General features: G+C 75.9%; 19 protein-coding genes and 1 pseudogene. 8 read left to right on the top strand and 12 right to left on the bottom strand.

Translation table 11 applies throughout. The features are described 5' to 3' along the window. Positions 1-4 precede the first annotated feature (4 nt). From R7226_RS22895 to cobM, 3 genes are read left to right on the top strand one after another with little or no spacing between them, the layout of a single operon-like run. Positions 5-796 (top strand): adenosylcobinamide amidohydrolase, encoded by a 792-nt coding sequence (locus R7226_RS22895; RefSeq protein WP_318599674.1) that lies wholly within the window; start codon positions 5-7, stop codon positions 794-796. Beyond that, entirely contained in the window at positions 793-2145 is a 1353-nt protein-coding gene (gene cbiT / locus R7226_RS22890; RefSeq protein WP_318599673.1) for a precorrin-6Y C5,15-methyltransferase (decarboxylating) subunit CbiT, read from the top strand. The genes R7226_RS22895 and cbiT overlap by 4 nt, the downstream gene beginning before the upstream one ends. Then, complete coding sequence (gene cobM, locus R7226_RS22885) at positions 2142-2885, top strand: precorrin-4 C(11)-methyltransferase (protein WP_318599672.1); 744 nt, start codon at positions 2142-2144, stop codon at positions 2883-2885. Before cbiT ends, cobM begins: the two co-directional genes overlap by 4 nt. 59 nt (positions 2886-2944) lie before the next feature. On the opposite strand, the gene R7226_RS22880 is transcribed toward cobM, so the two are convergent. Beyond that, positions 2945-4051: a cobalt-precorrin-5B (C(1))-methyltransferase gene (locus R7226_RS22880; protein WP_318599671.1), complete on the bottom strand. Its 1107-nt coding sequence runs from the start codon at positions 4049-4051 to the stop codon at positions 2945-2947. Between the two features lie 89 nt (positions 4052-4140). Between R7226_RS22880 and R7226_RS22875 the strand changes: the two genes are divergently transcribed. After that, positions 4141-4908, top strand: coding sequence for a cobalt-precorrin-6A reductase (locus R7226_RS22875; protein ID WP_318599670.1), 768 nt, complete (start codon positions 4141-4143; stop codon positions 4906-4908). Here the strand turns inward: R7226_RS22875 and R7226_RS22870 are convergent. The 7 genes from R7226_RS22870 to R7226_RS22840 all read right to left on the bottom strand — a co-directional run bounded on the left by R7226_RS22870 (position 4896) and on the right by R7226_RS22840 (position 10585). Next, complete coding sequence (locus R7226_RS22870; RefSeq protein WP_318599669.1) at positions 4896-6425, bottom strand: precorrin-2 C(20)-methyltransferase; 1530 nt, start codon at positions 6423-6425, stop codon at positions 4896-4898. The two genes, R7226_RS22875 and R7226_RS22870, sit on opposite strands and share 13 nt — an antisense overlap. A 7-nt stretch (positions 6426-6432) precedes the next feature. After that, positions 6433-7065, bottom strand: coding sequence for a precorrin-8X methylmutase (locus R7226_RS22865; RefSeq protein WP_318599668.1), 633 nt, complete (start codon positions 7063-7065; stop codon positions 6433-6435). Next, positions 7062-8324 (bottom strand): hypothetical protein, encoded by a 1263-nt coding sequence (locus R7226_RS22860; protein WP_318599667.1) that lies wholly within the window; start codon positions 8322-8324, stop codon positions 7062-7064. The genes R7226_RS22865 and R7226_RS22860 overlap by 4 nt, the downstream gene beginning before the upstream one ends. A 7-nt stretch (positions 8325-8331) precedes the next feature. Beyond that, positions 8332-9075: a CbtA family protein gene (locus tag R7226_RS22855; protein ID WP_318599666.1), complete on the bottom strand. Its 744-nt coding sequence runs from the start codon at positions 9073-9075 to the stop codon at positions 8332-8334. Between the two features lie 12 nt (positions 9076-9087). After that, positions 9088-9306, bottom strand: coding sequence for a CbtB domain-containing protein (locus R7226_RS22850; protein ID WP_318599665.1), 219 nt, complete (start codon positions 9304-9306; stop codon positions 9088-9090). A 209-nt stretch (positions 9307-9515) separates the two neighbouring features. Beyond that, the gene (locus tag R7226_RS22845; protein ID WP_318599664.1) at positions 9516-9839 is read right to left on the bottom strand and encodes a nuclear transport factor 2 family protein; all 324 of its coding nucleotides are present in this window, start codon (positions 9837-9839) and stop codon (positions 9516-9518) included. Then, positions 9839-10585: an SDR family oxidoreductase gene (locus R7226_RS22840; protein ID WP_318599663.1), complete on the bottom strand. Its 747-nt coding sequence runs from the start codon at positions 10583-10585 to the stop codon at positions 9839-9841. The genes R7226_RS22845 and R7226_RS22840 overlap by 1 nt, the downstream gene beginning before the upstream one ends. Positions 10586-10686: 101 nt before the next feature. On the opposite strand from R7226_RS22840, the gene R7226_RS22835 reads away from it, so the two are divergent. From R7226_RS22835 to R7226_RS22820, 4 genes are all read left to right on the top strand, one after another. Beyond that, complete coding sequence (locus R7226_RS22835; RefSeq protein WP_318599662.1) at positions 10687-11805, top strand: S1 family peptidase; 1119 nt, start codon at positions 10687-10689, stop codon at positions 11803-11805. 80 nt (positions 11806-11885) lie between these two features. Continuing rightward, positions 11886-12311 carry a DUF6529 family protein gene (locus tag R7226_RS22830; RefSeq protein WP_318599661.1) on the top strand — a complete coding sequence of 142 codons (426 nt, stop codon included), beginning with the start codon at positions 11886-11888 and terminating at the stop codon, positions 12309-12311. Next, complete coding sequence (locus R7226_RS22825) at positions 12311-12502, top strand: hypothetical protein (protein WP_318599660.1); 192 nt, start codon at positions 12311-12313, stop codon at positions 12500-12502. Before R7226_RS22830 ends, R7226_RS22825 begins: the two co-directional genes overlap by 1 nt. 90 nt (positions 12503-12592) lie before the next feature. Further along, complete coding sequence (locus R7226_RS22820; RefSeq protein WP_318599659.1) at positions 12593-13999, top strand: FAD-binding oxidoreductase; 1407 nt, start codon at positions 12593-12595, stop codon at positions 13997-13999. A 1-nt stretch (position 14000) separates the two neighbouring features. Here R7226_RS22820 and R7226_RS22815 read toward each other — a convergent pair whose 3' ends face one another. From R7226_RS22815 to R7226_RS22800, 4 genes and pseudogenes are all read right to left on the bottom strand, one after another. Continuing rightward, positions 14001-15548, bottom strand: coding sequence for an RNA polymerase sigma factor (locus tag R7226_RS22815; RefSeq protein ID WP_318599658.1), 1548 nt, complete (start codon positions 15546-15548; stop codon positions 14001-14003). Between the two features lie 91 nt (positions 15549-15639). Beyond that, entirely contained in the window at positions 15640-16398 is a 759-nt protein-coding gene (locus R7226_RS22810) for a glycosyltransferase (RefSeq protein ID WP_318599657.1), read from the bottom strand. Continuing rightward, entirely contained in the window at positions 16395-17087 is a 693-nt protein-coding gene (locus tag R7226_RS22805; RefSeq protein WP_318599656.1) for a methyltransferase, read from the bottom strand. Before R7226_RS22805 ends, R7226_RS22810 begins: the two co-directional genes overlap by 4 nt. Continuing rightward, positions 17084-17973: pseudogene (locus tag R7226_RS22800) on the bottom strand (hypothetical protein); the annotation flags it as partial. The gene R7226_RS22805 and the pseudogene R7226_RS22800, both read right to left, overlap by 4 nt.

Raw genomic sequence — 17973 nt, 5'->3', positions numbered from 1 at the left:
GCGCGTGGGCGGCGCGACCCGCGTCACCCAATCACCTGGCTCACTGCTCGTCACCTTCGGCGGCGCGCGGCGGGTGCTCTCCTCGGCGGTGCTGGGCGGCGGGATCGGCTTCGCGCATGGCTGGCTGAACGGCACCGTGCCGGCCGACTACGACCGGCTCGATCCGGCCGCTGACCTCGCCGAGCGGGCCGCGGCGCTCGGCTGCGAGCGGCCGCTCGTGGGGATGCTGACCGCGGTCGACGTCGCCCGCTGCGAGCAGCGGCGTCGCGGTGTCGCGCAGGTGTTCGCGACCGTCGGGGTCGGCCACGCGCTGGCCGCCGCCGGCACCCGACCCCGGGTGGTCCCGACGGTCGGCACGATCAACCTGCTCGTGCTCGTCGACGCGCCGCTCGACGACGCCGCGCTCGCGGGCGCGGCGCAGACCGCGACCGAGGCGAAGGCGCAGGCGCTCGCCGCCGCCGCGATCCCGGCCGCCAATGAGGACTGCCACGCGACCGGGACGGCGACCGACGCCTTCTGCATCGCCGCGCTGCCCGGCGGCGGCGAGCCGTTCGCCGGGCCGGCGACCGCGGTCGGCGCCGACATCGCCCATGCCGTCTACGGCGCGGTGCTCGCCGGGGCAGTCGCCGACCGCGCGGATTTCGGGCCGGCATTCGCGCAGGCCGCGCCGGCGATTGCGCAAAGCGCGCCGGCGATTGCGCAAAGCGCGCCGGCGATTGCGCAAAGCGCGCCGGCGATTGCGCAGGCCGCGCCGCTACCGCTGACGCCGATCCACCCCCGGAGCGCAGAGCGATGACCGCCCGCCTGACCGTCGTCGGGATCGGCGCCGACGGCTACGACGGGCTCGGCGCCCACGCCCGCGACGCGCTCGCGTCCGCGCCGCTGGTCGTCGGCTCGACCCGTCAGTTGGAGCTGCTGCCCGCTGCCGCGACCACGTCCGGCGCCCGCCGGCTCGCCTGGCCCTCGCCGCTGGAGCCGCTGCTCGACGAGCTGGCCGACGGCCGGCACGGCGATGCCGCCGTGCTCGCCAGCGGCGACCCGATGCTGCACGGGATCGGCGCCAGCCTCGCGCGGCGCGTGGAGGCCGGCGCGGCCGATGCGGCGGGAGGAGTGGAGCTCTACTACCGCAGAGCAGCAGTAGACGTCCGGTCCTCTGGCGCGGGGCCGGGTGAGGTACGACTCGACGTCATCCCGCACCCCTCCGCCTTCGCGCTCGCCTGCGCGCGGCTCGGGTGGCCGGCGGCCGAGACCGAGCTGCTGAGCACCGTCGCGCGCGCGCCGGCGCTGGTCGCCCGCGCGCTGCAGCCCGGTCGTCGGCTCGTCGTCTACGCGACCGGCCGCGACGGGGCAGCGCGAATCGCGGCGATCCTCGCCGCGCGCGGCTTCGGGCCGAGCCGCTTCGTCGTGCTCGAACAGCTCGGCGGGCCGGCCGAGCGGGTTCACGAGGCGACCGCCGACACGTGGGGCGACAGAGCGGTCGACCCGCTGCACGCGCTCGCGATCGAGCCGCGCCCCGCGCCCGGCGCGCACCCGCTGCCGACGACCCCCGGGCTGCCCGACGACGCCTTCGACCACGACGGCCAGCTCACCAAGCGCCACGTCCGCGCTGTCACCCTGGCGGCGCTCGCGCCGCTGCCCGGCGAGCTGTTGTGGGACATCGGCGCCGGCAACGGCTCGATCGCGATCGAATGGCTGCGCGCGACCGCCGGCGTCCCCGCCGCGCCGGCCCGCGCCGTCGCCTTCGAGGCGGACGCGACCCGCGCCGCCCGCATCGCCGCCAACGCCGCGAGACTCGGCGTGCCGCAGCTCCACGTCGTCCACGGCCGCGTGCCGGCGTCGCTCGCCGACGCCGCCGTCGACCCCGTGACCGCCCAGCCCGACGCCGTCTTCGTCGGCGGCGGCGTGACCGCGCCCGGCCTGCTCGAAGCGGCCTGGCACGCGGTCCGCCCGGGCGGCCGGATCGTCGTCAACGCCGTCACGCTGGAGAGCCAGGCGCGGCTGCTCGCCGCGCGCGCCGAGCACGGCGGCACGCTCACGCAGATCGCGATCGCCCACGCCGCGCCGGTCGGGACGTTCACCGGCTGGCGCCAGCAGCTGCCCGTCGTCCAGTGGGAGGCGCGCAAGGAGGAGGAACCGCAGCGATGACCGTCCACTTCATCGGCGCCGGACCGGGCGCCGCCGACCTGCTGACGCTGCGCGCCGCGCGGTTGATCGCAAGCTGCCCGGTGGTGCTCTACGCCGGCGCGCTCGTGCCGCCGGAGGCGCTCGAACATGCGCAAGCCGACGCGCGGATCGTCGACACCCAGTACCTCGAGCTGGACGAGATCGTCGCGGAGCTCACGCACGCGCACGAGCACGGCCACGACGTCGCGCGGCTGCACTCGGGCGACCTGTCGATCTACAGCGCGCTCGGTGAGCAGACCCGCCGCCTCGACGCGCTCGGGATCGACTGGGACATGACCCCCGGCGTGCCGGCGTTCGCCGCCGCCAGCGCCGCGCTCAGACGCGAGCTGACCCTCCCCGGCGTCGCGCAGTCGGTGATCCTCACCCGCTATCGCAGACGCGCCTCGGCGATGCCCGGCGGCGAGGACCTCGCCGCGCTCGCCGCGCACGGCAGCACGCTCGTCCTCCACCTCGGCGTGCAGGCGATGGACGAGCTGGTCGCGGTCGTCGAGCCGCACTACGGCGCCGACTGCCCGGCCGCCGTCGTCGCGCGCGCGAGCTGGCCGGACGAGCTGATCCTCCGCGGCACGCTCGCGACGATCGCCGCGCAGGTCGCCGAGGCCGGCATCAAGCGCACCGCGACGATCCTCGTCGGGCCGGCGCTGAGCGGGCGCGGGGGAGAGAGCTTCCTCTACTCGAAGGGGCGGGAGCGGCCGGCGTGAGGGGTGGCGCGGGCGAAGCGACGGGAGCGGCCGGCGTGAGCGGCGGGGCGAAAGCGGCGCTACTCGGCCGGCGTGAGGTGGCCGGCCCGCGCGACGATCTCGCCCTCGCGGTCGACGACCAGCACCTCGGCCTCGACCGGCGCCGCGCCGAGCAGTTCGCCCACCTGCCGCAGCGACTCGTCGGCGACCCGCTGCGCCAGCGGCACGCCGGCCGCGCGCGTCAGCGTCAGCGCGTGCAAGGCCGTGTTCGCGCCACGCACCTCGGCGACCAGCGCGTCGGAGCCGCCGGCCTCAGCGGTCCACTCGGCGAGCCGGTCGAGGTCGACCTGGGAGCGCGCCGAGTGCAGGTCGAGATGGCCGGCGGCGAGCTTCGACAGCTTCGCGAAGCCGCCCGCGAGCGTCAGGCGCGGCACCGGGTTGCGCGCGAGGTGCTTGAGCGTCGCGCCGGCGAAGTCGCCCATGTCGAGCAGCGCGGAGCCGGGCAGCTCGTAGAGCCGCTGCGCCGCGCGCTCGGAGGTGTCGCCGGTGGCGGCGATCGCGTGCGGCTGTCTCGTCGCCCGCGCGACGTCGATCCCGTGCCGGATCGAGGCGATCCAGGCCGAGCACGAGTACGGGATCACGACGCCGGTCGTGCCGAGGATCGACAGCCCGCCGATGATCCCCAGGCGGGGATTCCACGTTCTCTGCGCCAGCTCCTCGCCACCCTCGACGCCGATCTCCACGACCACGTCGCCGGCGACGCCGTGCTCGGCCGCCAGTTGCGCGACCACCCCGCGCATCAGTCTGCGCGGCACCGGGTTGATCGCCGGCTCGCCGACCTCGAGCTGCAGCCCCGGCAGCGTCACCGTCCCGACCCCCGCGCCGGCGCGGAAGACGACGCCCGACCCCGGCTCACCGGCGCGAACCGTCGCGAGCACGAGTGCGCCGTGCGTCACGTCCGGGTCGTCGCCGGCGTCCTTGATCACCCCGGCCGTGGCGGCACCGCCGTCGGCCGCGACACGCTCGACCGCGAGCGCGAAGGCCGGCTGCTGGCCGCCGGGCAGCGTGATCGAGACCGGATCGGGGAAGGCGCCGGTCAGCAGCGCGGCGTAGGCGGCCTTCGTCGCGGCGGTTGCGCAGGCGCCGGTCGTCCATCCCCGTCGGAGCGGGGTTCCGGACTCGCTCACGAGCCAACTCTCACGTTCGACTCGAGGGTGAGACTTGTGTGCGGGATCGCCGTTGCGACGGGGCAATCGCGCTCGATCGGATGGCGACCATGCCGATCCTGATCCTCGGCGGCACCGGCGAGGCCCGCGAGCTGGCCGCTGCGCTCCATCGCGACAACGTAGCGGTGATCTCGTCGCTGGCGGGGCGCGTCGCACGGCCGCGGCTGCCCGTCGGCGAGGTGCGGATCGGCGGCTTCGGCGGCCCGCAGAGATTGGCCGAGTGGCTGGGCGCCAACGCGATCGACGCCGTGATCGACGCGACCCATCCCTTCGCCGAGCGGATCAGCGCCAGCGCGCGCGCCGCGACCGCGCGCGCCGCGACCCCGCTGCTGCGGCTGGAGCGGCCGGGCTGGAGCGAGCGTCCCGGCGACCGCTGGACGTGGGTCGACGACCTCGACGGCGCCGCCGCGCTGATCCCCGCGCTCGGCGCGCGCGTGCTGCTGACGACCGGCCGCCAGGGCCTGCCGGCGTTCGCAGAGGTCGACGGCGCCTTCTTCCTCGTCCGCTGCGTCGACCCCCCCGACCCGCCGCTGCCGCGCGACCACGAGCTGCTGCTCGACCGCGGCCCGTACACCCTGCAAGGCGAGCTGGCGCTGATCGACGGACACGCGCTCGACCTCGTCGTCACGAAGGACAGCGGCGGCGCGCTGACGGAGGCGAAGCTCGATGCCGCGCGCGAGCGCGGCCTGCCCGTGATCGTCGTGCGCCGCCCGCCGCGCAGCGCCGACGCCGCCGTCGCGACGGTCGCCGAAGCGCACGCGTGGGCACTCGCGCACGTCGCGACCGGCGGCGGCGCGCCCCCGCCTCACGCCGGGTAGCGGCGCGGGGTGTAGACGCGCGCCGGGCCGGCGCCGTTGCCGTCGCCGAAGACGCGCGTCTGCGAGGAGCCGACGAGCAGCAGCGTGCGCATGTCGACCGCCTCGGCGTCGAACTCGCCGAGCGTCGTGATCGTGATCGTCTCGCTCGGCGCGCCGACCGCTCTCGCCAGCACCACGGGCGTCGCCGGCGCGCGATGGCGCAGCAGCACGGCGCGCGCCTCCTCCAGCTGCGTCGGGCGGGTCTTCGAGCGCGGGTTGTAGATCGCGAGCGCGAGGTCGGCGGCGCCGATCGCGTCGAGGCGGCGCTCGATCACCTCCCACGGCTTCAGCACGTCGGAGAGCGACAGCACGCAGAAGTCGTGGCCGAGCGGGGCGCCGGCACGCGCCGCCGCCGCCTGCATCGCCGACAGTCCCGGCACGACGCGCACGTCGACGCCGCGGAACTCGGCCCCGCCTTCCTCCAGCTGCTCCATCACGGCGGCGGCCATCGCGAAGATGCCGGGATCGCCGGAGGAGACGACCGCGACCCGTCTGCCGGCGGCGGCCAGCTCGAGCGCATGCCGCGCCCGCTCGCCCTCGACCCGGTTGTCGGTCGCGTGGCGGTTCTGCCCGACGCGGCCGGGGACGCGGTCGACGTAGGTCTTGTAGCCGACCAGCTCGTCGGCTTCGGCCAGCTCCGCCTTCGCCTCCGGCGTCAGCCACTGCGGGCCGGCCGGGCCGAGCCCGACGACGGCGACCGAGCCGCTCGTGGCCGCGACCGCCTTCTCGTGAACCTGGGTCGTCGGGATCAGCACGAGCGACATGTACGGCACTCTGCCCTCGACCTCTTCCAGCGCCTCGATCCGCTGCTCCGGCGCGCTCGCGCGCTCGACGTAGACGCCGCGCTCCGCGACTCCGGCCTCCGCGGCCGCCGCGACGACCTTCGGGAAGGTCCGCCCGAGCTTCATCACGACCGCCGCGTCGGCGCTCGCGAGCCGCTCCGCGAGCTGCTCCTGCGGCAGCGTGCCGGGCAGCGCCATGAAGACGTCGTCACGCTTGACCAGCGGCGTGCCGGCGGCCGCGGCGGCGGCGCTGAAGGCCGTCACGGCGGGGATCACGGTCGTCTCGTAGCGCGGCGCGAGGCGCTCGTGGAAGTACATGTAGGAGCCGTAGAAGAACGGGTCGCCCTCGCACAGGATCGCGACGTCGCGGCCGGCGTCGAGATGGACGGCCAGCTCCTCCGACGCCTCGTCGTAGAAGCCGAACAGCGCCGCCTCGTAGCCGCCCGGATGCGAGGTCAGCTCGGTCGTGACGGGGAATCTCAGCAGCACCTCGAGATGGTCGGCGCGCAGGTACGGCGCCGCGATCCGGCGCGCGACCGACTTGCCATGACGGGCGCTGGGGTAGGCGATCACGTCGGCGTCGTGGATCGCGCGCGTCGCTTTGAGCGTCAGCAGCTCCGGATCGCCGGGGCCGACGCCGACGCCGAAGAGGCGGCCTCTGGCAGGGGCGGCGTGCGTGTTGGCGGACTCGCTCATGCGCGGCTCACTCCTGCTCGCTCGCGAGCGCGTTGACGGCCCCGCACGCGATCGCGCTGCCGCCGCGGCGGCCGTGGACGACGAGGTGCTCCAGCCCGAGGTCGCTCTCGGCGAGCGCGACCTTCGACTCGGCCGCGCCGACGAAGCCGACCGGGACGCCGATCACCGCCGCCGGGCGCGGCGCGCCGGCCTCGATCAGCTCCAGCAGGCGGAAGAGCGAGGTCGGGGCGTTGCCGATCACGACCAGCGACCCCTCCAGCCGCTCGCGCCACAGCTCCATCGCGGCGGCGCTGCGCGTCGTGCCGATGTCGCTCGCGAGGCCCGGAACCGCCGGGTCGTTGAGCGTGCAGAGCACGTCGTTGGCGGCCGGGAGCCGCTTCCGCGTGATCCCGGAGGCGACCATCATCGTGTCGCAGAAGATCGGGGCGCCGGCTCTGAGCGCGCCCTCGGCGGCGGCGCCGAAGCCGGGCGAGGCGGCGACGTCGGCGCGCAGGTCGACCATCCCGCACGAGTGGATCATCCGCACGACCGTGCGCGACAGGATCGGGTCGAGTCCGCTGAGGTCGGCCTCGGCGCGGATGATCGCGAACGAGTTGCGGTAGATCTCCGCACCGTCGCGGATGTAGTCGGTCGTCGTCATGCGGCAGGTCCTTCGTCGTTCAGCAGTTCGAGCGCGTGCTCGGGATCGGCGGCCTCGGCGATCGGGCGGCCGGCGTGGAAGATCGTGAGGGTGCTCTCGTCGGCGACGATCCCGATCGCCACGTCGCGCTTCATGCCGCATCTGCGCGGGCAGGCCGACCAGTGCTCGGCGGGCGCGTCGGGGCCGCGACGGGTCGCCCGCTCCGCGGCGGCGGCGCGCACGTCGATCAGCGCCCGGCGGCAGGCGCCGGCGCCGGAGCAGGCGGTCAGCCCGTGCCAGCCGGATTCGGCGGCGGTCGCGAGACCGAGCTGGTCGAGCGCGCCGACGACGGTGGGCGCCGCGGCGGTCTCGACGTCGGGGATCGTCAGCGTGCGGTTGGTCGCGACGCGCAGGTCTGGGAGTTGGTGGGCGTCGAGCAGCTCGGCCAGGGCGGTGAGCTGGCCCGTGTCGAGCCGCGCCAACGGCGGGAGAGCGGTGATCGCCGAGCGGCCGTCGGCTTGCGCGCGCGTGCCGGGGCCGAACTCCGTGAAGTTGCTGGTCTCTGAGACCAGCAACTTCACGGAGTTCGCGGCGGCGAGCGCGTCGGCCCCGCCCGGCAGGTCGGCGACGTGCCAGGCGGTGGGGTCGGTCGCGGCGCGGAGGGCGAGGAAGGCGTGGGCGACGCGGACGAGGAGGGCGACCGCCTCGGCCGGGGCGACGGTGAGGCTCGTCGGGGTGGCGGCGAGGTGGAGGCGGAAGCGGGCGGGGGGCGCGGGCGCGGCGGCCGGCTCGGGCGCGGCGTCCGCCTCCGCCACCAACGCCACGTCGCTGATCGAGAGGTCGACGAGGCCGGCGCCGTCGTCGATCGCGAAGAGAAAACGGCCGGGCAGCGCGGCGAGCGCGGGATCGGCGCAGATCGCCTCGTCGAACGCGGTGACGATGGCGTCGATCTCGAGGTTGGGCAACGGGCTCGCGAGCACGTTGCGGACGCGGTCGTGGGCGGGGGAGGGAAGCAGGCCGCCGGCGGCGAGCAGACGGGCGAGCGGGGCGGCCGCGTCGGCCGGCAGGCCGCGCACCTGGACGCTCGCGCGCGAGGTCAGCTCGGCGAGGCCGTTGCCGAGCGCGGTCGCCTCCGCCAGCGCGCGCAGGCCGTGCGCGTCGAGGCGGCCGCCGGGCAGGCGCACGCGCGCCAGCCGGCCGTCGCCGGCGTCGTGCAGCCGCAGGACGCCGGGACAGCGGTCGACGGCGGGGCGCGCAGCGCTCGTGGCGGCTCCCGCCATCAGACCCTCAGGCGCCGGCGGTGACCGTGGCGCGGCGGGCGGCGGTCGGCTCCAGGACGCGCTCGGCGAGCGCGCCGAAGCCGAGGCCGATCCCGGCCCACAGCACGGCGTTGATGCCGATCGAGGTGATGCGGAAGTGCCACAGCACGTCGGCGGGGAACGCTCTCGGTGTCTCCTGCACGCCCGGCAGGATCAGCTCCGCGACCGCGATCACGACGACGAACACCAGCCCGGCGACGATCGCGCCGTTCCAGCTGCCGAGCGACGGCGCGAGCTGACGGAACAGCCGCCACGCGGCGATCAGCGCCAGCACCGAGATCGCGATCATCGCGATGAACAGCAGCGTGCGTCTGTCGATCGTGTCGGGGTTGCCGACCGTCGGCGGGTTGGCCGGGTACTTCGTCGACGGCACGAGCGTGATCGCGATGAAGGCGCCGAGCGCCAGCAGCGCGGAGGTCGCGCGCGCGTGCAGCGCGCCGACGCGGCCGTACGCCCACGCGAACAGGATCGCGAAGACCGCGCCGAGCGCCACGCCCATGATCACGGTGCCGGTCAGCAGGCCGAGCGTGCTCTGCACGTCGCGGCTGACGACCTCGGCCTCGGCCGGGGCGTTGGAGGCGGCGGCGAGCGCCTCCTCGAAGGCGATCGCGGCGTCGACCTGGGGCTCGCCGAAGACGTAGGCGAAGAGGAAGGCCAAGACACCGGCGAACGCGCCGGCGATCAGCCCCCGCACGAGCAGGGTGCGTGCCATGTCAGCGGACCCCTAGTGGCAGGGGAAGCCGAGCAGGTGGCGCGCGTCGTGCACGAACTCGTGGACGCCGGTGCCGGAGAAGACGGACAGCAGGCCCTGCTCGCTGCCGACGAAGTAGACGAGCACGAGCATCAGCACGCTGACGGCGACGGCCCACGGCAGCAGGTCGCTGGGCGAGACGACGGGCGCCGGAATACGAGCGGGGCCACGCTCGACGGTCACTTCGGTCATGTGCAGATGCCTCCTCGGGATCACGCGTCCCGTACGTGGTTTGCGCATGGCGGCGAAGTGTCTGGCTCTCGGGCGAAGACTCACCCGAACACAGTGGCGCGACCGCGCCGGTCTCTCACCGGCTTCCTCGCGCCGCCACGCGTGGCGGGCATCATAGACCGCGCGACCGCCCGATGGAACCGGCGGACCGTTGCGGCACGTTGCGACGCTCAGGCGCGGATCGTCATGCGCGCGACGCGATCGCCCGCGACGCGGAAGGCGAAGTGGCTCGGCCCGTTGAAGCCTCTGCCGCCGACCTGCGCCGTCACGACGGTCTCGTCGCCGCGCTGCTCCACGTCGGTCACCTCCAGCGACACCTCGACGCCGATGAACTCGCCGTCGCTCCACGTTCTGATCGCGTCGGCGCCGTGGAACTCGCGGCCCCAGTCGTCGACGACGCCGTCGGCGGCGAAGGCGGCGAGGAAGGCGCCGAGGTCGTTGGCGTTCGCGGCGTCGAGCAGCGCTCGCACCGGCGCCGGCAGCTCGGCGGACATCAGGCGATCCCGCCGTTGGCGCGCAGCAGCTGGCCGTTGACCCAGCGCGCCGGGCCGGCGAGGAAGGAGACGACCTCGGCGATGTCGCCGGGCTCGCCGAGCCGCTCCAGCGGCGCCTGTCTCGCCAATCTCGCGATCGTCGCCTCGTCCTTGCCGTCGAGGAACAGCGGCGTCGCGGTCGGGCCGGGCGCGACGGTGTTGACGGTCACGTCGCGGCCGCGCAGCTCGCGCGCGAGGATCGGCGTGATCGCCTCGACCGCGCCCTTGGAGGCGGCATACGGCGCGTAGCCGGGGAAGGCGAGCGCCAACACGGAGGAGGAGAAGGTGATCAGCGCGCCGCCCGCGCGCAGCCGCCGCACGGACTGCTGGGCGATCGCGAGCGTGCCGAGCGTGTTGACGCGGATCACGCGCTCGACCTGCTCCCACGCGAACTCGGCCAGCGGCGTCGGCAGCGGCATGATCCCGGCCGCGTGGACGACGACGTCGAGGCCGCCGAAGCGCTGCTCGGCGGTGTCGAAGAGGGCGGCGGCGACGGCCGGGTCGCTGACGTCGCCGCCGGCCGCGAGCGCCTGCCCGCCGGCTGCCGTGATCTCGGCGACGAGCTGCTCGGCCGGCGCGGCGTTGCCGGCGTAGGCGGCGACGACGGCCTGGCCGTCGGCGGCGAGCCGCTGCGCGACGGCGCGGCCGATGCCGCCGGAGGCGCCGGTCACGAGCGCGACGCGGGTGGGATTCGAGGAGGCGGTCATCCGATCAGGTCTAGCACCAGCCGGCGCTCGCGACACACCGTAATCGGCGGCCGCCTGCCGGCAGAGAGGGGTCGACGCCGACCCCGATCGAGGATGGACGAGTGAAGGACGACGAGCAGGGCCGGGCGGTGCGCGGACGGATCGCGACGACCGTGGTGGGTGCAGTCGCGCTCTGCTGCGCGCTGCCCGCGCCCGCCGGCGCGATCGTCGGCGGCGAGCGGATCGCCGCCGGCGACGCGCCCTGGACCGTCTCGCTGCAGACGCCGGACAGAACCGACGGCGCCTATGGCAGCGGTCACTTCTGCAGCGCGACGGTGATCGGTCCGCGCAAGGTCCTGACCGCCCGCCACTGCACCGAGGGCACGCGCCTGCACGAGTCGGTCGTGATGACCGGCAGCGACGACCCGGCCGCCAGACCGGGGCGGCGCGTCCCGATCGCGCGCGCCTGGGTGACGGCGCTGATCCGCGACCAGGGCGTGCTGCTGACGCTGCGCGAGCCGGGCGACGTGGCGGTGCTGGAGACGACCGCCGACCTCGGCGTGCCGGCCCTGCCGCTGTCGAGCGCTGGGGTCGAGCTGCCCGGCGGCGAGCCGGTCACCGCCTACGGCTACGGGCGCGCGAGCTGGGTCAGACTGCCGCCGAGAGAGCCGGCGCTGCTGCGGCGGGCGCGGATGCTGCTCTACTCGCAGGCGCAGTGCGACGAGTCGAACCTCGCGACGGCTGCCTGGTTCCTCTGCGGCGGGCCGGCCGCGGGGCCGGGCAGCGGCGTCGTCGCGATGGGCGACTCCGGCGGCACGCTCGTGCGGCAGGGCGCGGCCGGGCCGGAGCTGCTCGGCGTCCCCTCGACCGGGACCGACGGCCCGCTGCGCGACCGCGTCTCGGGCTATGCGAGCGTCGCCGCGCTGCGCGGGTTCATCGACGACCCCGCCAGCGGCGTCGAGCTGCCGCGGCCGGTCGGGACCCCGCGCGTGGTCGGCCGTGCGCGGGTCGGCGCGCGGGTGCGCTGCGAGCTGCGCTGGTCGCCGAGACCGGAGCGGATCAAGGTGCTGTGGGTGTTCAGAGCCGGCGGCGACGAGAGCGTGCGCCACAGCGGTCCTGATGGGCTGCGCCTGCCGCGCTCGGCGAGCGGGCGGCGGGTCAGCTGCATCGCGACCGGCTGGAGCGGGGCGCTCAACGGGGCGGGCAGCAGACGGTCGCCGCAGACGGCGGTCGTCAGGTGAGATGGGGATCGGGCGCGCGGCGCACGCGCTGAAGCGGGGCGGACGGCTGAAGCGGCGGCGGCGCGGGTAGCGTCGCCGCCATGGAGGATCTCGTGCAGACGCTGACGCGCGGCAACCCGACCGAGGTGAAGGTCGTGCTGGCGTCGGTCGCGCTCGCGCTCGGCTGCTACCAGCTGCTGCTGATCGCGGTCGGCTACGGAAAGCTGCGGCCGGGCTTCCTCGGCGTGCGCGCCGCCTCCTTCTCGCACCGCGCCGTCGGCGACGCGCTCGCGGTCGTGCTCGTCGTCGTCGCGCTCGTCTGCCTGTCGCTGTTCGAGCTGGAGGACGACACCGCCGCGCACGTCGTCAGCGGCAGCGCGCTGCTCGCCGTGCTCGCCGTCAAGGTCTGCGTCGTGCGCGTCACGCGCGGTTCCAGCCGTGCGCTGCCGCCGCTCGGCCTCGCCGTCTTCGTGCTGCTGGCGCTGACCTGGGCGACCTCGGCCGGCCAGTTCCTGGGGGCGGTCTGATGGCCCGTCAGGTGATCGGCTCGCTGCTCGCCGCCGCTGCGATCGTGGCGATCGCGATCGTCGTCGTGACGGCGAAGCTGGGGCCGACCAGCAGCGCCGAGCTGGAGGCGCGCGAGGAGCGGCTGGAGCTGCGGATCGAGCAGCAGGAGGAGGCGCGCGAGGCGCGGGAGGAGGCGCGCGAGCGCGATTGACCTGGCGCGCAGCTCCCCTTGTAACGCACCGGGTTGCGGTCGTACGCTCGTCTGCAGCCGCTCTCTGCATCTACAGAAGGGAGAGCCGTGATGACCGGCACGGTCGGCGACAGCGCGCTGCAGGAGTTGCGCGGCGCACTCGCGGGACGCCTCCTGCGTCCCGGCGACGCGGGCTATGACGACGCCCGCAGCCTCTTCAACGCGATGGTTGACGTGCGCCCCGCGGCGATCGCGCAGTGCACGGACGTCACCGACGTGCGCACCGCGATCGCCCACGGCCGCGCGCACGGGATCCCGACCGCGGTCCGCAGCGGCGGCCACTCGGTCGCGGGCAGCTCGACCGTCGAGGACGGCCTCGTGATCGACGTGCGCGCGCTGAAGGGCGTGACCGTCGATCCGCAGGCGCGCACGGCGCGCTGCGGCGCCGGCGTGACGTGGGGGGAGTTCGACGCCGTCACGCAGCAGCACGGGCTGGCGACGACCGGCGGCCGCGTCTCGACGACCGGCGTCGCGGGGCTGACGCTCGGCGGCGGCTCCGGCTGGCTGGAGCGCAAGCACGGGCTCTCCTGCGACAACCTGCGCGCCGTCGAGCTGGTGACCGCCGACGGCGAGCACCTGCGCGCCAGCGCCGACGAGCACCCGGAGCTGTTCTGGGCGCTGCACGGCGGCGGCGGCAACTTCGGCGTCGCGACCGCGTTCGAGTTCGACCTCCACCCGGTCGGGCCGGAGGTGATCGCCGGGCTGATGCTGTGGCCGGGCGAGCGCGGCAGCGAGGTCACGCAGCTGCTGCGGGCGGAGATCGAGGGCGGCGCGCCGGAGGAGCTGGCGCTCGCCGTCGTCTACCTGACCGGGCCGCCGGAGCCGTTCGTGCCCGAGTCGCTGAGAGGCAGACTGTGCTGCGGGCTCGCCTTCCTGTGGGCCGGCGACGACCACGCCGCTGGTCTCGCACAGGCCGAGCCGTTCCGCGCGCTGGGACCGGCCGTCGACCTCGTCGGGCCGATGCCGTACACACAGTTCCAGTCGATGATCGACGACCCGCCGGGGCTGCGGAACTACTGGACCGGCGACTACCTCGACGCGCTCCCCGACGAGGCGCTCGACCTCTTCGTCGAGAACTCCGAGCGGATGCCGGTGCCGTCGGCCTGCCAGGCGATCCTCTTCCCATGGGGCGGCGCGGTCGCGCGCAACGGCGGCGAGGGCACGCCGATGGCCAAGCGGGAGGCGACCTGGGTCTGCCACCCGTTCGCGCTGTGGGAGCAGGCGGCCGACGACGCCGCCCACATCAGCTGGGCGCGTGCCGCCTCGGCCGACCTGAAGCGGTTCGCCAGCGGCGGCGTGTACCTCAACTTCATCGGCGACGAGGGCAGCGGCCGCGTGCGCGCCGCCTTCGGCGAAAGCTACGACCGGCTCGCGCGCGTCAAGGCGACCTACGACCCCGACAACTTCTTCCACTTCAACCAGAACATCGAGCCGGCGTCGGCGCAGCCGACCGCGTAGCTCAGCGCTGCAGCGGCCAGCTGGGCGAGAACATCAGCATGTTCCTCGGCGGGAAGGGGCCGGTGGCCGAGCCCCAGATCTGTGCTCCGACCTTGCCGTCGGCGTCGGCTTGCACCATCACCCCGCCCGGGTAGCGCAGCAGCAGCTCTCCGTCGGCCTCGCGGTGGGCTCTCAGCGGCAGCCCCGACGCGGCGCAGAGGTCGCGCACCGTCGCGTCGCGGGTGAGCCGCGGTCTGCGGGTCGGGCCGGCCGGCAGCGCGACATCGCGGCAGACGGCGCGCGGGTCGACCGGGCCGCCGTCGGTGATCGAGGGCCGCGTGCGTGAGACGACGGCGCCGCCGGCGTCGTAGGCGGTGATGTCGAGCAGCGGAGCGTGGGCGAGCCGTCCGCGCAGCTCGACCACGGCGGCGTTGCCGCGCACGGCGACGCTGCGGCGCTCGGTCGGGCCGGAGAGCAGGTTCCGCGTTGTCGCGTAGCGGTAGTCGAGCCGCGCGACGCCGTCGGGGACGACCTGCAGCTGGAGCGAGCGCATAGCGCTCGGCGGCGCATCGGGGGTGCTGAGGTCGTAGCGCATGAAGGAGGCGTCGTTGGGCATCGCCGCGTTCAGCCCGTACGGCCGCCGCAGCGGTCTGCCGGCCGCGTCGGCGAGGATCAGGTATCCGCTGGTCGGCCCGCTCGCCGCGGTCGTCGTCGGGGTGCCCGCCGGCGCCGTCACGGGCGCGATGTGCAGGTGGATCCCGGCCGCGCCGCGGCCGAGCTGGCGCACGGCACCGGGATCGATCGTGCCCGGCGCCCACGCCTTGTCCTCGGCCGCCCACGTGCGCGCCAGCTCGACGACCGCGGCCGGCGCGTCGTCGGCATGCGGCGGCCGTCGCAGCTGCTCCAGCAGCGCCGGCAGCGTGTCCTTCGGGCCGCCGCCCGGCCGCTCGCTACCGCCGACCAGCGTCAGCGCCGCCGTCGCGGCGACGACGAGGCCGACGAACGTGACCGTGGCGACCGTCAGCTGCGCCCGCAGCCACGTCAGCGCGCGGCTGACGCGCTGGCGCACCGCCGCCTCCGAGCTGCCCTGCTCGCGCGCGATGTCGGCGTAGTCGCGCTCCTCGACGACGCGCGCGTGGACGGCGGCGCGCTGCGGGTCGGGCAGTCTGTCGAGCAGCGCGAGGACGCTGCCGTCGTGGTCGGCCAGCTCGGCGACGCGATCGAGGTCGTCCTCGGCGATGAGCGTCGCGCTGCCGCCGAGCCGCTGACGGATCCGCTCCTGTCCGCGCCGCTGCCGACGCGACTCGTGCGCCTTGTTGCGCGCGATCCCGCACAGCCACGGCAGCGCGGTCGGATGCTCGGCGCGGTACTGCGGCGCACGCCGCAGCGCGACCGCGAAGACGTCGGCGACGAGGTCGGCCGCCTGGTCGCGGTCGCGCGTCTCGCGCAGCAGCACGGAGGCGACCGCGGGCGCGTGGCGGGTGTAGAAGGCGGTGAAGGCGTCGCCGTCCCCGGCGGCCGCCGCCGCCAGCAGCGTCGCGTCGTCGCGTTGCTCTCTGATCGTCCCCATCTGCCTCTTCATGACCGCCCGGGGAGGACTGTGACAGGGCGCGTCAGCGCTCGGGGCGGGCGGGGCCGCGGCGGTGCGCGCGGCGCGCGTCTCAGCGCTCGGGCGCGGTGGCGCTGCCGCAGAGCGTCGCGAGATCGCGCGCGAGGCCGCGGGCGGCGCGGCCGTCGGTGCGCGCAGAGGTCGTCACGCGCACGTCGAGCGGACGGACGATCGGAACGCCGTGGCGGCGCAGCCGCTCGGCGAAGGCGTCGTCCTCCAGCAGCGGGCGCGGCTCGATCCCGCCGACGGCGGCGTAGACCGCGGCCGTCACACCGATCGAGGCCCCGCCGAAGTGGTGGTGCTCGGCGCGCGGCTCGCGGCGGCGCACGCGCGCGAGCCGCGTCTGCGCGAGCGCACGGCGGCGGGCGAGCAAGCCCGGCGGCAGCAGCGCCGCCTCGGCCGGGTCGAGCTCGATCCAGCCGGCGATCGCACGGGCGCCGGTGGCGAGGTGGGCGAGCTGACGCGCGATCCAGTCGGGCGCGACGCGCGTGTCGGCGTCGGTCGTGGCCAGCAGCGCGTGCGGCCGGCCGGCGGCGATCAGCCGGCGCGCGGCGACGTCCATCCCGGCGGCGCGCGCCGGACCCGGGCCGAGGCCGGGACCGTCGATCGTGTGCAGGTGCAGCCCGTGGTTCCGCGCGGTGGTCGCGGCGACGGCGGCGGTCTCGTCGCGGCAGCGGTCGAGCACCAGCACGACCTCGACCGGGCCGGGCGCGCGCTGCGCGGCGAGCGCGCGCAGACAGGCGCCGATCCGCTCCGCCTCGTCGCGCGCCGGGACGGTGACGCAGGCGACGGGCGCGGCGGCGTCGCTCACCGGTCGGCCTCGCGCGGGTCCGGCACGGCGGGGCGCGGCGGGCGCGGCAAGGACTCCAGCACGTCGAGCAGGTAGTCGCCGCGGTCGCTGCGCTCGACGCTCGCCAGCCACGGCTGCGCGCGCAGCGCGGCGTGGACGGCGGCGGCGGTCAACGGCCGCTCGGGACCGGGCGGCACGTAGTGGACGGCGACGAGCCGGCCGCCCGGCGCGAGCCGCTCGCGCAGCGCCACGAGCGTCGCGTCGAACTCGGCCTGCGGCAGGTAGTACAGGACCTCGGAGGCGACGACGAGGTCGAAGCGGTCGTGCGGCAGGTCGGCGGGGATCGTGCCGAGCAGCGCATGCACGTCGCCGCCCACCGCGTCGGATGAGTGCGGGTTCGGGTCCCTCTGAGGGACACGATCCCGCGGTGATCCGGCGGGCAGCGCCGCCAGTCGCTCGCGCGCCAGCTCGACGGCGGCCGGGCTCGCGTCGAGCGAGCGCAGCCGCCGGCAGCGCGGGGTCAGCAGCGCGGTGAACTCGCCGATCGAGCCGCCCAGCTCCAGCGCGGCGTCGAACGGGCCGGGGCCGCAGGCGCGCAGCGTGTCGGCGTACTTGGCGCGCTCGTACGGGCGCTCGCGGTAGCCCCACGGGTCCGGGTCGCGGCGGTAGAGCGCGTCGAAGGCGGCCGGCGTCATCGGCTGGCCGCTCACCGTGGCTCCGGGGGAGTCGGCGGCGCGGGCGGGGTCTGGGCGGGGCGAGCGTCGTCCAACGCCGCCGTGCCGGCGCGCGCGACGATCGGGTCGAGCCGGTGCTGGAGCAGGAACAGCTCGAGGTCGCGGCGGGCGCGGTCGAGCCGCCCGCCAGTCGCGAACGGGCGCGAGCCGCAGGCGCGCGCGGCCTCGTCGAGCAGTTCACGCGCGGCGGCCGCGATCGCGTGGCGGGCGAGCGCGGAGGCGCGCGCCAGCTCGGCTGCGGCGCCTGACGCGTCGGGCGGTTCCTGCGGCGCGGCGCGCTCGGCGGCGCCTGACGCGTCCGCCGGCTCCTGCGCCGCGGCGCGCTCCATCGCCGCCGCGGACTCCGCCACCCACAGGTCGATCGTGGCGCGCGCGGCGAGGATCCGGCCCGCGGCCAGGCCCTCCAGATCGCCGCGACCGGGCCGCTCGCGCAGCTGCGCGAGCGCGGCCTCGGCGGCGGCGTCGGCGATCCCGGCCCAGCTGGCCGCGGTGCGCAGCGCGTCGCGGCCGAACCACGGTTGGCGGACCAGCTCGCCGGGGCCACCGAAGAGCGCCAGCACGGTCGCGTCGTGGAAGACGACGCGGTGGCTGACCGATGCGCGCATCCCCGCGCCGGCGAACCACTGCTCGTCGACCTCGACCTCGCCGGGACGCGTCAGGTCGACCCAGGCGGCGACCGGCGGGCCCTCGCCGTCCTCTGGGCGCGCCAGCACGAGCGCGCGCTGCAGCCCGCCGGCGCCGGAGCAGAAGGTCTTCACGCCGCGCAGGCGGAGCGCGCCCGCCGCGGCGCCCTCCCGCGGCGGGGGAGCGGCCGCCGCGGCGCGCCCGTCCGGCGCAACGTCGTCGGCCGCGCCACGCACGA

It is taken from the genome of Conexibacter stalactiti (genome assembly GCF_033542075.1).
Taxonomy (GTDB): domain Bacteria; phylum Actinomycetota; class Thermoleophilia; order Solirubrobacterales; family Solirubrobacteraceae; genus Conexibacter; species Conexibacter stalactiti.
This window is presented reverse-complemented; position numbering and strand designations above follow the sequence as displayed.

Bases quoted from the DNA above. Each gene is read 5' to 3' on its own strand.
- R7226_RS22855 (WP_318599666.1), bottom strand. From the start codon at position 9,075: ATGGCACGCACCCTGCTCGTGCGGGGGCTGATCGCCGGCGCGTTCGCC.
- R7226_RS22825 (WP_318599660.1), top strand. From the start codon at position 12,311: ATGGCCCGTCAGGTGATCGGCTCGCTGCTCGCCGCCGCTGCGATCGTG.
- R7226_RS22845 (WP_318599664.1), bottom strand. From the start codon at position 9,839: ATGTCCGCCGAGCTGCCGGCGCCGGTGCGAGCGCTGCTCGACGCCGCG.
- R7226_RS22865 (WP_318599668.1), bottom strand. From the start codon at position 7,065: ATGACGACGACCGACTACATCCGCGACGGTGCGGAGATCTACCGCAAC.
- R7226_RS22840 (WP_318599663.1), bottom strand. From the start codon at position 10,585: ATGACCGCCTCCTCGAATCCCACCCGCGTCGCGCTCGTGACCGGCGCC.
- R7226_RS22850 (WP_318599665.1), bottom strand. From the start codon at position 9,306: ATGACCGAAGTGACCGTCGAGCGTGGCCCCGCTCGTATTCCGGCGCCC.
- R7226_RS22870 (WP_318599669.1), bottom strand. From the start codon at position 6,425: ATGAGCGAGTCCGCCAACACGCACGCCGCCCCTGCCAGAGGCCGCCTC.
- R7226_RS22815 (WP_318599658.1), bottom strand. From the start codon at position 15,548: ATGGGGACGATCAGAGAGCAACGCGACGACGCGACGCTGCTGGCGGCG.
- R7226_RS22820 (WP_318599659.1), top strand. From the start codon at position 12,593: ATGACCGGCACGGTCGGCGACAGCGCGCTGCAGGAGTTGCGCGGCGCA.
- cobM (WP_318599672.1), top strand. From the start codon at position 2,142: ATGACCGTCCACTTCATCGGCGCCGGACCGGGCGCCGCCGACCTGCTG.
- R7226_RS22875 (WP_318599670.1), top strand. From the start codon at position 4,141: ATGCCGATCCTGATCCTCGGCGGCACCGGCGAGGCCCGCGAGCTGGCC.
- R7226_RS22860 (WP_318599667.1), bottom strand. From the start codon at position 8,324: ATGGCGGGAGCCGCCACGAGCGCTGCGCGCCCCGCCGTCGACCGCTGT.
- cbiT (WP_318599673.1), top strand. From the start codon at position 793: ATGACCGCCCGCCTGACCGTCGTCGGGATCGGCGCCGACGGCTACGAC.
- R7226_RS22830 (WP_318599661.1), top strand. From the start codon at position 11,886: ATGGAGGATCTCGTGCAGACGCTGACGCGCGGCAACCCGACCGAGGTG.